General features: G+C 71.7%; 9 protein-coding genes. 5 read left to right on the top strand and 4 right to left on the bottom strand.

Annotation, left to right across the window (positions count from 1 at the left end):
- Window positions 1–23 precede the first annotated feature (23 nt).
- Window positions 24–1,400 carry an MFS transporter gene (locus tag AC1VWI_RS10330; RefSeq protein WP_499510671.1) on the bottom strand — a complete coding sequence of 459 codons (1,377 nt, stop codon included), beginning with the start codon at window positions 1,398–1,400 and terminating at the stop codon, window positions 24–26.
- Between the two features lie 268 nt (window positions 1,401–1,668).
- On the opposite strand from AC1VWI_RS10330, the gene AC1VWI_RS10325 reads away from it, so the two are divergent.
- Window positions 1,669–3,888 (top strand): NADP-dependent isocitrate dehydrogenase, encoded by a 2,220-nt coding sequence (locus AC1VWI_RS10325; protein ID WP_499510670.1) that lies wholly within the window; start codon window positions 1,669–1,671, stop codon window positions 3,886–3,888.
- Between the two features lie 84 nt (window positions 3,889–3,972).
- On the opposite strand, the gene AC1VWI_RS10320 is transcribed toward AC1VWI_RS10325, so the two are convergent.
- Entirely contained in the window at window positions 3,973–4,701 is a 729-nt protein-coding gene (locus AC1VWI_RS10320) for an SRPBCC family protein (RefSeq protein ID WP_499510669.1), read from the bottom strand.
- A gap of 124 nt (window positions 4,702–4,825) precedes the next feature.
- The gene (locus tag AC1VWI_RS10315; RefSeq protein ID WP_499510668.1) at window positions 4,826–5,491 is read right to left on the bottom strand and encodes an ArsR/SmtB family transcription factor; all 666 of its coding nucleotides are present in this window, start codon (window positions 5,489–5,491) and stop codon (window positions 4,826–4,828) included.
- A 300-nt stretch (window positions 5,492–5,791) separates the two neighbouring features.
- Between AC1VWI_RS10315 and AC1VWI_RS10310 the strand changes: the two genes are divergently transcribed.
- The 4 genes from AC1VWI_RS10310 to AC1VWI_RS10295 all read left to right on the top strand — a co-directional run bounded on the left by AC1VWI_RS10310 (window position 5,792) and on the right by AC1VWI_RS10295 (window position 10,698).
- Window positions 5,792–6,634 carry a nitrilase-related carbon-nitrogen hydrolase gene (locus tag AC1VWI_RS10310; protein ID WP_499510667.1) on the top strand — a complete coding sequence of 281 codons (843 nt, stop codon included), beginning with the start codon at window positions 5,792–5,794 and terminating at the stop codon, window positions 6,632–6,634.
- Between the two features lie 17 nt (window positions 6,635–6,651).
- Window positions 6,652–8,052, top strand: a complete 1,401-nt coding sequence (gene hydA, locus AC1VWI_RS10305; RefSeq protein WP_499510666.1) for a dihydropyrimidinase — start codon at window positions 6,652–6,654, stop codon at window positions 8,050–8,052.
- Between the two features lie 20 nt (window positions 8,053–8,072).
- Complete coding sequence (locus tag AC1VWI_RS10300; protein WP_499510665.1) at window positions 8,073–9,095, top strand: TIGR03842 family LLM class F420-dependent oxidoreductase; 1,023 nt, start codon at window positions 8,073–8,075, stop codon at window positions 9,093–9,095.
- A gap of 70 nt (window positions 9,096–9,165) precedes the next feature.
- A complete protein-coding gene (locus tag AC1VWI_RS10295; RefSeq protein WP_499510664.1) occupies window positions 9,166–10,698 on the top strand; it encodes an NCS1 family nucleobase:cation symporter-1 in 1,533 nt (510 codons plus the stop codon).
- A 37-nt stretch (window positions 10,699–10,735) separates the two neighbouring features.
- On the opposite strand, the gene AC1VWI_RS10290 is transcribed toward AC1VWI_RS10295, so the two are convergent.
- Entirely contained in the window at window positions 10,736–12,379 is a 1,644-nt protein-coding gene (locus AC1VWI_RS10290) for a PucR family transcriptional regulator (RefSeq protein ID WP_499510663.1), read from the bottom strand.
- Window positions 12,380–12,393 lie beyond the last annotated feature (14 nt).

The raw sequence follows: 12,393 nt of genomic DNA, 5'->3' as shown, positions 1-12,393 counted from the left end.
GGGTGCGAACGTGTCCGCCCGGGTCAGCCCGCGTGGGCCGACCGGGCCAGCGGGGCGTCCTCCGGGGCCCCGGACTCGACGGCGTCGAGGTCCCGGCCGCGCGTCTCCTTGGCCACCCCGACCGCGACCAGCGTGATCAGCGCGGCGGCGATGACGTACAGCGAGATGGGGACCGAGCTGTCGTAGGACGCGAGCAGCGCGGTCGCGATGAGCGGAGCCGGGGCGCCCGCGGCCACGGAGGCGAACTGGGCGCCGATCGAGGCCCCGGAGTAGCGCATGCGGGTCGCGAACATCTCGGAGAAGAAGGCCGCCTGCGGCGCGTACATGGCGCCGTGCAGCACCAGGCCGCCCGTGACGGCCAGCAGCAGGGCCGGGAAGCTCTTCGTGTCGATCAACGCGAAGAAGGGGAAGGCCCACAGCCCCACGCCCGCCGCGCCCAGCAGGTACACCGGCCTGCGCCCGACGCGGTCGGAGAGCGCGCCCCAGGCCGGGATGACGGCGAAGTGCACCGCGGAGGCGATGAGCACGGCGTTCAGCGCGGTCTGCTTGCCCAGGGCCGCGTGCTCGACGGCGTAGACGAGGACGAAGGCGGTGATGACGTAGTAGCTGATGTTCTCCGCCATGCGGGCACCCATCGCCACCAGGACGTCCCGCCAGTGGTCGCGCAGGACCGACACCAGCGGCAGCCGCTCGATCGTGGACTCCTCCGCCTTGCGGGCCTCCGCCCTGGCCAGCGCCGCCTTGAACACGGGGGACTCGTCGACCGAAAGCCGGATCCACAGCCCCACCATCACGAGCACGCCCGAGAGCAGGAACGGGATCCGCCAGCCCCACGAGGTGAACGCGGCGTCCGAGAGCAGCGCGGTCAGCGCCGACAGCACACCGGTGGCGAGCAGCTGCCCGGCCGGCGCGCCCGTCTGCGGCCACGAGGCCCAGAACCCGCGCCGCTTCGCGTCGCCGTGCTCCGAGACCAGCAGCACCGCGCCGCCCCACTCGCCGCCGAGCGCGAAGCCCTGCACGAGACGGAGCATGGTGAGCAGCACCGGAGCGGCGACGCCGATCGTGGAGAACGTCGGCAGCAGGCCGATGCAGAAGGTCGCGCCACCCATGAGCAGCAGGCTCAGCACGAGCAGCCGCTTGCGGCCGAGGCGGTCCCCGTAGTGGCCGAAGACCAGGGCGCCCACCGGACGGGCGGCGAAGCCGACCGCGTAGGTGAGGAACGACAGCAGCGTGCCGACCAGCGGTTCCTCGTTGGGGAAGAACAGCTTGTTGAAGACCAGCGCGGCGGCGGAGCCGTAGAGGAAGAAGTCGTACCACTCGATGGTGGTGCCGATGAGGCTCGCCGCGACGATTCTGCGGAGCGAGCCGGGTGCGGTGGGCGCGGGTGCCGGGGTTGCCATGGTCACCACTTCCGGGCGGGGGACGGGGACGTTTCCGATGTCGCCACACCGTAGAAACGGCCACGTCACGCTCCCATGTGGTGGAACACCACAGTTGTGCCGCCGGGTATGCGGGCGGGCACCATGAGCCTCCCGTCCGGGGTGCCCGGCGCCGCCGGGGCGGGACCGTGGGGTGGTGCCCGGGCGCCGGGAGGGTCCATTCGAGTGGCGGCCGCTCACGAGATATCTTGATGTCGAGCAATGTTGCAGACGTGGAGCGGAGCACCCGGTGACTGACTCGACCATCATCTATACGCACACCGACGAGGCGCCGGCGCTGGCGACGTACTCGTTCCTGCCCGTGATCCAGGCGTACGCCTCCACGGCCGGAGTCGCCGTGGAGACCCGTGACATCTCCCTGGCCGGGCGCATCATCGCGAGCTTCCCCGAGTACCTGGAGGAGGGCCAGCGCATCGCCGACGCCCTCGCCGAGCTCGGCGAGCTCGCCAAGACCCCGGCCGCGAACATCATCAAGCTGCCGAACGTCTCGGCCTCGATCCCGCAGCTGAAGGCCGCGGTCGCCGAGCTGCAGGCGCAGGGCTACGCGCTGCCGGACTACCCGGACGACCCGAGGTCCGACGAGGACAAGGACGTGCGCGCCCGCTACGACAAGATCAAGGGCAGCGCCGTCAACCCCGTCCTGCGCGAGGGCAACTCCGACCGCCGTGCCCCCGCGTCGGTCAAGAACTACGCCAAGGCGCACCCGCACCGCATGGGCGCGTGGTCGGCCGACTCGAAGACGAACGTCGCGCACATGACCGCCGACGACTTCCGTTCCACGGAGAAGTCCGCCGTCATCGCCGAGGACGGCGCGCTGCGCATCGAGCTGGTCGGCGACGACGGCACGACCACCGTGCTGCGCGAGTCGGTGCCGGTGCTCGCGGGCGAGGTCGTCGACGCCTCCGTCATGCGCGTCGCCGTGCTGCGCGAGTTCCTCGGCGAGCAGGTCGCGCGCGCCAAGGCCGAGGACGTGCTGTTCTCGGTGCACCTGAAGGCCACGATGATGAAGGTCTCCGACCCGATCGTCTTCGGCCACGTGGTCCGCGCCTTCTTCCCCAAGACCTTCGCCCAGTACGGCGAGACCTTCGCGGCGGCCGGCCTCACCCCGAACGACGGCCTCGGCGGCATCCTCAAGGGCGTCGAGTCCCTGGCCGACGGCGCGGCGATCAAGGCCTCCTTCGAGGCGGAGCTGGCCGAGGGCCCGGCCCTGGCCATGGTCGACTCCGACCGCGGCATCACCAACCTGCACGTCCCGAGCGACGTCATCGTCGACGCCTCCATGCCGGCCATGATCCGCACCTCCGGCCACATGTGGGGCCCGGACGGCCAGGAGGCCGACACCCTCGCGGTGCTCCCGGACAGCAGCTACGCCGGCATCTACCAGGCCGTCATCGACGACTGCCGCGCGAACGGCGCCTTCGACCCGGCCACGATGGGCTCGGTGCCCAACGTCGGCCTCATGGCGCAGAAGGCCGAGGAGTACGGCAGCCACGACAAGACCTTCGAGATCCAGCACACCGGCACCGTCCGCCTGGTCGACCAGGCCGGGAACGTCGTGCTGGAGCAGGCCGTCTCCGCAGGCGACATCTTCCGCGCCTGCCAGACCAAGGACGCGCCGATCAAGGACTGGGTCAAGCTCGCGGTCACCCGCGCCCGCGCGACCGGCGACCCGGCGGTGTTCTGGCTGGACGAGGAGCGCGCCCACGACGCGAACCTCATCGCCAAGGTGAAGCAGTACCTGACGGAGCACGACACCGAGGGCCTGCAGATCGAGATCAAGTCCCCGGTCGAGGCGATCAAGTTCTCCCTCGACCGCATCCGTCGCGGTGAGGACACCATCTCCGTCACCGGCAATGTGCTGCGCGACTACCTGACCGACCTCTTCCCGATCCTGGAGCTGGGCACCAGCGCCAAGATGCTGTCGGTCGTGCCGCTGATGAACGGCGGCGGCCTCTTCGAGACCGGCGCCGGCGGCTCCGCGCCCAAGCACGTCCAGCAGCTGGTCAAGGAGAACTACCTGCGCTGGGACAGCCTCGGCGAGTTCCTCGCGCTCGCGGTCAGCTTCGAGCACCTGGCGACCACCACGGGCAACGCCCGCGCCCAGGTCCTGGCCGACACCCTCGACCGCGCCACGGGCACCTTCCTCAACGAGGACAAGTCGCCCAGCCGCCGGCTCGGCGGGATCGACAACCGCGGCAGCCACTTCTACCTGGCGATGTACTGGGCCCAGGAGCTGGCCGGGCAGTCGGACGACGCCGAGCTGGCCAAGGCCTTCGGCCCGCTCGCCCAGACGCTGACCGAGAAGGAGCAGGTGATCGTCGACGAGCTGATCGCCGTGCAGGGCTCCCCGGCCGAGATCGGCGGCTACTACCAGCCCGACCCGGCCAAGGCCGCGGCCGTCATGCGCCCGTCCGCGACCTTCAACGAGGCGCTGGCGACGCTCGCCTGACGCGACCGGCAGCACGACGCGAACCGCCCCGGCTGGTGATCCAGCCGGGGCGGTCCCGTGCACGGGGCGCGGCGGGGCGCGCGGTTACGCGAAGACGCCGTCCAGCCACGCCTGCCAGCGCTCCCCGGCCCGCTCGCCGTCGGCGCCGGGGGTGAAGTCGTGCACGCTCACGCCGACCGGGGCGCCGAAGTGGTTGCGGCCGAAGACCCGGTACATCGCGTCACCGGTCCGCAGGCCGACGAAGTACCGGTTGCGGTAGTCGACCACGGCCTCCACCGGCCCGGCGCCGGGCAGTTCGACACGCACCACGGCGCCCTCGGCCGCGTCGTCCGGCACCCCGAGGGCGCGGCTGACGACCTCGAGGGCGTCGGGCGCGGTGGACGCGGCGGGGCCGTTCACGGTGGCGAAGGCGGCCGGCCGCCCGGTGAAGTGGGTCAGGTACTGGCGCAGGGTGTGCAGGTAGAAGTCGGTGTGCTTGCTCGCGCCGTCGTACTGGTTGTCCCAGTCGTCGACGAAGACGCCGCTGTGCACGTAGCGCACCCAGGCACCGCCGCCCTCGCGCTCCTCGATGAGGTGCTCGAGCTGGTTGAAGAACTGGTTGTCGACGCCCTCCGGGCTCTCCACCCGGGCGATCAGGTGGTGCGGCGGGTCCCAGGCGGTGAGGGTGCCGCCGAAGGGCGCGGCGCCGCCCTTGCGCGGCTCGAACTCCTGGGGCCACAGCCAGCCGGCGGAGCCGGTGGTGACGGCCTCCCAGACCTCCTCCGCGCTCGCCTCGGTCTCGAACTCGCGGACGATCTCGAATTCCTTGGACATGGTGCTGCTCGCTCCTCGGGGGACGGGCCCGGACGCCCGGACGACGTGGTGGGTGGTGGGGTGGTGGCGGGGGTGGTGCTCGGCGGTGCGGTGCGGTGCCGGCCCGGGACGGGTCACGGGCCGCTCACGGGGACTCCTCGACGGCGGCCGGCGTGGCCCGCCCGACGGCCGATGCAGCCTCCCCGGGCGGCCCGGACGTGGGGCCGGGTTCCTTGACGGTGGGGTGGAGCGCGACCACGATGCGGTGCTCGCGACCGCCCTCGCCGTCCGCGTCGTGGTACTTGGCGATCAGCGCGCTCACCCCGCGGGTCAGCTCCTCCACGAACGCGGCCCGGTCGGCGGCGGAGGCGAAGCGCACCTCCCCGTCGAGGGCGTACGTCGCGAGCCGCTTGCGGGCCCTGGCCGCGCCGGTGATCAGGGTGCCGACGTCGCGGACGAGCCGGGCGGCGACGGCCAGCAGCCAGCGCGCGGACAGCTGGTCGCGGAAGCGCCCGGGGTCCGGCTGGACGGCGGCGAGCGCGAGCGGGGAGATCACGTACGAGGCCGCGGTGGCCCGCATCAGCCGTTCGGTGACGTTGCCCTTCCGGCGTTCGCCGGCCAGCTCGACCAGGCCGTGCGCCTCCAGCGTCCGCAGGTGGTAGTTCACCTTCTGCCGCGGCAGCCCGACCCGGGCGGCGAGCATGGCCGCCGACGCGGGCCCCTCCGCCAGCTCGGCGAGGAGGCGGGCCCGTACGGGGTCCAGCGTGGCGGCGGCGGCCGCCGAGTCCTCGATCACGCTCACGTCCAACATGGCCCCACCGTCTCACCGAAAAGTTTTTTTGTCCAGCCTATATTTCTTGTCGGTGAGTCCGGGACACCCGCCGGTAACGCCGGGGCCCGGGACGAAACACCGATTTCACCTGCCGCGCGAACGGACCTGACACCGCCGTGGGCCGTGTCCGCGCAGGTGACGCGGCGGAACGCCGGGGGCCCCAGCGCGTTACAGCGTGGTACTGCACCCCGCACCCCAGGGCTCCTAGTGTCAGCCGTCAAGCGGCCCGGAGTTCACCTTCGCGGCCCGCTCATTGCCGCGACGTCGGAGGGAAGACCGATGAGTCGAGTAGTGCGCGCCGCGCTCGTCCAGACGAAGTGGACCGGCGACAAGGAATCGATGACCGACCTCCACGAGCGGTACGCCCGCGAGGCGGCCGCGCAGGGGGCGCAGGTCATCGGCTTCCAGGAGGTGTTCAACGCCCCGTACTTCTGCCAGGTGCAGGAGCCCGAGCACTACCGGTGGGCGGAACCGGTGCCGGACGGCCCTACGATCGTGCGGATGCAGGCGCTCGCCAAGGAGCTCCGCATGGTGATGGTGGTGCCGGTCTACGAGGTCGAGCAGGCGGGCTTCTACTACAACACCGCCGCCGTGATCGACGCCGACGGCAGCTACCTCGGCAAGTACCGCAAGCACCACATCCCGCAGGTCAAGGGCTTCTGGGAGAAGTACTACTTCAAGCCCGGGAACCTGGGCTGGCCGGTCTTCGACACGGCCGTCGGCAAGGTCGGCGTCTACATCTGCTACGACCGCCACTTCCCCGAGGGCTGGCGGGCACTCGGCCTCGCCGGTGCCGAACTGGTCTACAACCCCTCCGCCACCTCGCGCGGGCTGTCCGCCTACCTGTGGCAGCTGGAGCAGCCGGCCGCGGCCGTCGCCAACGAGTACTTCGTCGCCGCCATCAACCGGGTCGGCCAGGAGGAGTACGGCGACAACGACTTCTACGGCACGTCCTACTTCGTCGACCCGCGCGGTCAGTTCGTGGGCGACGTCGCCTCCGACAAGGAGGAGGAACTCGTCGTGCGCGACCTGGACTTCGGGAAGATCGAGGAGGTCCGTCAGCAGTGGGCCTTCTACCGGGACCGCCGCCCCGACGCCTACGGCCCGCTGACCGAGGCCTGAGGGGAGGGAGGGAACCGGTGAGCCGAACCCTGATCCGCGGCGGACTGGTCATCACCGCCGCAGAGGAGGTCCACGCCGACGTCCTCGTCGAGGACGAGAGGATCGTCGCCCTCGCCACCACCGGCAGCACGGTCGCCGAGGGCTGGACGGCCGACACCGTGATCGACGCGACCGGGACGTACGTCATCCCGGGCGGTGTCGACGCGCACACCCACATGGAGCTGCCCTTCGGCGGCACCTTCGCCTCGGACACCTTCGAGACCGGCACCCGGGCCGCCGCCTGGGGCGGTACGACGACGATCGTGGACTTCGCCGTCCAGTCGGTGGGCGAGTCGCTGCGTGCCGGACTCGACGCCTGGCACGCCAAGGCCGAGGGCAACTGCGCCGTCGACTACGCGTTCCACATGATCGTGTCGGACGTCAACGAGAACAGCCTCAAGGAGATGGACCTCCTCGTCGACGAAGGGGTCACCTCCTTCAAGCTGTTCATGGCCTACCCCGGCGTCTTCTACAGCGACGACGGCAAGATCCTGCGGGCCATGCAGCGTGGCGCCGCCAACGGCGGCCTGGTCATGATGCACGCGGAGAACGGCATCGCCATCGACGTGCTGGTCGAGCAGGCGCTGGCCGCGGGCAAGACCGACCCCCGTTACCACGGCGAGGTCCGGCGGGAGTTGCTGGAGGCCGAGGCGACCCACCGCGCCATCCGGCTGGCCGAGGTGGCCGGTGCGCCGCTCTACGTCGTCCACGTCTCGGCCCAGCAGGCGGTCGCGGAGCTGGCGACGGCGCGCGACCGCGGGCTCAACGTCTTCGCCGAGACGTGCCCGCAGTACCTGTTCCTGTCCACGGACAACCTGGCGGAGCCGGACTTCGAGGGCGCCAAGTACGTCTGCTCGACGCCGTTGCGCCCCAGGGAGCACCAGGCGGAGCTGTGGAAGGGTCTGCGGACCAACGACCTGCAGGTGGTGTCCACGGACCACTGCCCGTTCTGCTTCGTGGGGCAGAAGGAGCTGGGCCGGGGTGACTTCTCGAAGATCCCCAACGGTCTGCCGGGGGTGGAGAACCGGATGGACCTGCTCCATCAGGCGGTGGTGGACGGGCACATCAGCCGGCGCCGGTGGATCGAGATCGCCTGCGCGACCCCGGCGCGGATGTTCGGGCTGTACCCGCGCAAGGGCACCATCGCGCCGGGTGCGGACGCCGACATCGTCATCTACGACCCGGGCGCGGAGCAGGTGATGTCCGCGCAGACCCACCACATGAACGTCGACTACTCGGCCTACGAGGGCAAGCACGTACGCGGCAAGGCCCGCACCGTGATGTCGCGCGGCACCGTCGTCGTCGACCAGGACCGCTACCTGGGCCGGGCCGGCCACGGCCGCTACCAGACCCGCGAGACCTGCCAGTACCTCGTCTAGCCACCCCAGGGAGCAGAGCTATGGATTTTGGTCTCGTCCTGCAGACGGACCCGCCCGCGTCGGGGGTCGTGGAGCTGATGCGGCGCGCCGAGCGCAACGGCTTCACCCACGGCTGGACCTTCGACTCCACGGTGCTGTGGCAGGAGCCGTTCGTCATCTACAGCCAGATCCTGGCCCGTACGGAGCGGATGGTCGTCGGCCCGATGGTCACCAATCCGGGCACCCGTACCTGGGAGGTGACCGCGTCCACCTTCGCCACGCTGAACGAGATGTTCGGCAACCGGACGATCTGCGGCATCGGCCGGGGCGACTCGGCGATGCGTGTGGCGGGCCGCAAGCCCAACACCCTCGCCCGCATCGAGGAGGCGATGCATGTCATCCGCGAGCTCGCCGAGGGCCGCGAGGCCGACCTCGGCGGCGGGACGGTGGTGAAGTTCCCGTGGGTGCGCCCCGGTGCGCGACTGCCGGTGTGGATGGCGGCGTACGGGCCGAAGGCGCTGGCGATCACCGGGGCGAAGGCGGACGGGTTCATCCTGCAGCTCGCCGACGTCTACCTGACCGAGTGGATGGTCAAGTCGGTCAGGGACGCCGCGGCCGCCGCCGGCCGGGACCCCTCGCAGGTCAAGGTCTGCGTGGCGGCCCCCGCGTACGTCACCGAGGACGACTCCCCGCAGGCGCTGGCCCACGCCCGCGAGCAGTGCCGCTGGTTCGGCGGCATGGTCGGCAACCACGTCGCCGACCTGGTGACCAGGTACGGCGAGGTGTCGAGCGCGGTCCCCCAGGAGCTCACGGATTACATCAAGGCCCGTGAGGGGTACGACTACTCGCACCACGGCCGCACCGGCAACCCCGACACCGCGTTCGTCCCCGACGAGATCGTCGACCGCTTCTGCCTCATCGGCACCGCCGAGCAGCACATCGAGAAGCTGCGCGCCCTGAAGGCCCTCGGTGTCGACCAGTTCGCCCTGTACGACATGCAGGACGCCAAGGAGTCCACCATCGACGTCTACGGCTCCACCGTCATCCCCGCGCTCCGCGGCTGATCCCGGGCCCGCCATCCCCCCGCACGGCACGTTCGATCCCCGTTCCCCGCCTCGAACGAAGGGGGCTGCCATGACAGCCACCGCTCCACCCCCCGCCGGAAGAGCCGGGGCCGACGGCCGCGTCGAGCTCTCGCCCGACGCCGTCCCGTCCGGCCCCTACGCCAACGAGGACCTGCTCCCCGTTCCGCTCGCCAAGCGGAAGTGGACCACGTACAACTTCACCGCGCTGTGGATCGGGATGGCGCACAACGTCGCCTCCTGGACCCTCGCCTCGGGCCTGGTCGCCCTCGGCATGGACTGGAAGCAGGCGGTGCTCACCATCGCCCTCGCCAACCTCATCGTGCTCGTGCCGATGCTGCTCACCGGCCACGCCGGTCCCAAGTACGGCATCCCGTTCCCGGTCTTCGCCCGCGCGTCGTTCGGGGTGCGCGGGGCCAACCTGCCCGCCCTGGTCCGGGCGGCGGTCGCCTGCGTGTGGTTCGGCATCCAGACCTGGATCGGCGGCTCCGGCATCTTCCTGCTCGCGGGGAAGCTCTTCGGCGACTCCTGGGCGACCGCCGGGACGATCGGCGGCTACCCGTGGACGCAGTGGCTCTCCTTCGTCGTCTTCTGGATCATCCAGGTCGCGATCATCGTGCGCGGCATGGACATGGTGCGGCGCTTCGAGAACTGGGCGGCCCCCTTCGTCATCGTCGGCGCGATCGCGCTGCTGATCTGGATGAGCGTGAAGGCCGGCGGCTTCGGCCCGCTGCTCGACCAGCCCTCCGCCCTCGGCTGGGGCGGTGACTTCTGGAAGGTCTTCTTCCCCGCCCTCATGGGCATGATCGGCTTCTGGTCGACCCTCTCCCTCAACATCCCCGACTTCACCCGCTACGCCGCCGGCCAGCGCGCCCAGCTGTGGGGCCAGTCCCTCGGACTGCCCACCACGATGACGCTGTTCGCGCTGCTGTCGGTGCTGGTGACCTCCGGCTCGCAGGCGGTGTACGGCGAGCCGATCTGGGACCCGGTGGCGCTGGCCGCCAAGCTCGACAACTGGGCCGCGGTGCTCTTCGCGTTGATCACGGTCCTGGTGGCCACCCTGTCGGTGAACATCGCGGCCAACGTGGTCTCGCCCGCCTTCGACCTGTCCAACATCGCGCCGCGCAGGATCAGCTTCCGCACCGGTGCGCTGATCACCGCGGTCGTGGGCGTCGTCATCTTCCCCTGGAAGCTGCTGGCCAGCCCGCAGGCGTACATCTTCACCTGGCTCGGCACCGTCGGCGGTCTGCTCGGCACGGTGGCCGGCATCCTCATCGCCGACTACTGGATCCTGCGCCGCACCCGGCTGGAACTGGCCGACCTGTACCGGACGGAGGGCCGCTACTGGTACGACGGCGGGTGGAACTGGCGGGCGCTGGCGGCGTTCGCGGTCGGCGGTGTCCTGGCCATCGGCGGCTCGCACTCCGGGCTCGACGCCAAGGGCGTCAAGCAGGGGCCGTTCCCCGTCGACGGGATGATCCCCTTCCTGAAGCCGCTCGCGGACTACGGGTGGGCCGTCGGCCTCGCCGCCTCCCTCCTCGTCTACCTCCTGCTCAGCCGTCTCGCGCCCGACCGCAGGAGCTGACCCCGCCGGTTCGTACAGGAGCCCGGGCCCGGCGTGCTCAGCGGCCGGACCCGGGCCCCGCGGCGCGCTGCGCCTCGTGCGCGAGCAGCGCCACGTACAGCGAGGTGAGCTGCTCCCAGTCGTCCAGGTCGATGCCGAGCAGCGACTCGATGCTCTGCAACCGCCGGTACAGGGCGGGCCGGCTGACGTGGTGCACCTGGGCGGCCGCCGACTTGTTGCGGCCCGTGGCCAGATAGGTGCGCAGCACCTCCAGCAGCGCCGGGTTCCCCAGCAGGGGCCCCAGCTCGCGCCCGATGAAGGCCTGCAGCTCCGGCTCGTCGCGCAGCAGGCGCACCAGGCCGCGCAACCGCACGTCGCGCAGCCGGGCCACCGGCGCGTCCGGCGGGCCGGCGACCGCCGCGTCCGCCACGTGCACCGCCTCGACGAAGGAACGGCGGACCTCGTCCAGCTCCCGGCAGCCGAAACCCGCGCCGGCCACCGCGGTACGATGCCGCCCGGCGAGCTCCTCGTGCACCCGCACCGCCACCTTGTGCACGGCGGCGTCGGTGTCCTGACCGTACGGGATGCTCAGCAGGACCGCCGTGCCGGCCGAGCCGATCCGCGCCACCAGCCCGGCGACGCCGGGGTGTTCGGCCAGCACGTGCTCGATCAGCTCCGGCATGTCGTCCCGGCCCTCCGGCACCGCGCCGAGCGGGCGGACGACGACGGGCACGAAGGTGCGCCGGTTGACCGGGAGCCCCGCGGCGCGCACCCGGGTGACCAGCTGCTCGGGGCGGGCCGTGCCCGTCGCCAGGTCGTGCAGCAGCGACTCGGCGGCCTGGTCCTCCCAGCCCCGGTCCTGGTCACCGAGGAGGCGGTGCATGGCGAGCGCCTCGGAGGCACGGGCGCCCAGCACCCGGCCGAACTCCTCCGGGCCGTGGTAGCCGAAGAGCACCAGGCGCCCCCACTGCCGGCCCCGCGCCTCCAGCGGGGCGACGACCCAGCCGTCCGGGCCGACCGTCACCGCGCCGCTGCCGGCCAGTTCGGCCACCTGGCCGGAGACCCGCTCCCAGTCGCGCAGCAGGTCGTTGAGCGAGCCCTTGTCCCCGGCCGAGGCCAGCACGCGCTGCGCGAGGTTGACGACGACGGCCGGGCAGCCGCTGTGCGCCGCTATCTCGTCCAGGACCTGCTGGAGGCTGGCGCCGGAGAGGTTGAGCGCGGTCAGCGAGGAGCGGACCCGGTCGGAGAGGTCGAGCGCGGCGAACCGGCCGTGCACCAGCCGCGCGTGCACCTCCTCGGTGAGCCGCGCGAACGGTGCCGGCCGGTGCAGCACGATCAGCGGCACCCCGCAGCGCTCGGCGGCCCGCCGCATCGGCTCGGGCGTGGTGCGGAACGCCCGGCCGAGGCCCAGGACGACCGCCGCGACGTCGGCGCGCTGCATCGACTCGACGTACTCGCGCTGCGCCCGCTCGTCGCCCGCCAGCAGCAGCCCGGTGGTCAGCACCATCTCCCCGCCGCTGAGCATGACCCCGACGTCCAGCGCCTCGGCCACGTGCAGCCAGCGCACCGCGCGGTGCAGATGGGCGGAACCGGCCACGACCTCCGGCACCCAGGGCGTCACGAGGTCGAGGTCGAGGACGTCGCGCACGGTGAGCCGCCCCGCCGTGCTCGCCGGGGGTGTGTCCGGTCTGCCGTCGCTCACGCGCCCACGCCCGT

Source organism: Streptomyces sp. TOM-9 (genome assembly GCF_056858595.1).
The sequence above is the reverse complement of the archived record's forward strand: the minus strand, read 5'-3'. Positions and strand labels throughout refer to the sequence as shown.

Bases quoted from the DNA above. Each gene is read 5' to 3' on its own strand.
- AC1VWI_RS10330 (WP_499510671.1), bottom strand. From the start codon at position 1,400: ATGGCAACCCCGGCACCCGCGCCCACCGCACCCGGCTCGCTCCGCAGA.
- AC1VWI_RS10320 (WP_499510669.1), bottom strand. From the start codon at position 4,701: ATGTCCAAGGAATTCGAGATCGTCCGCGAGTTCGAGACCGAGGCGAGC.
- AC1VWI_RS10315 (WP_499510668.1), bottom strand. From the start codon at position 5,491: ATGTTGGACGTGAGCGTGATCGAGGACTCGGCGGCCGCCGCCGCCACG.
- AC1VWI_RS10310 (WP_499510667.1), top strand. From the start codon at position 5,792: ATGAGTCGAGTAGTGCGCGCCGCGCTCGTCCAGACGAAGTGGACCGGC.
- AC1VWI_RS10300 (WP_499510665.1), top strand. From the start codon at position 8,073: ATGGATTTTGGTCTCGTCCTGCAGACGGACCCGCCCGCGTCGGGGGTC.
- AC1VWI_RS10295 (WP_499510664.1), top strand. From the start codon at position 9,166: ATGACAGCCACCGCTCCACCCCCCGCCGGAAGAGCCGGGGCCGACGGC.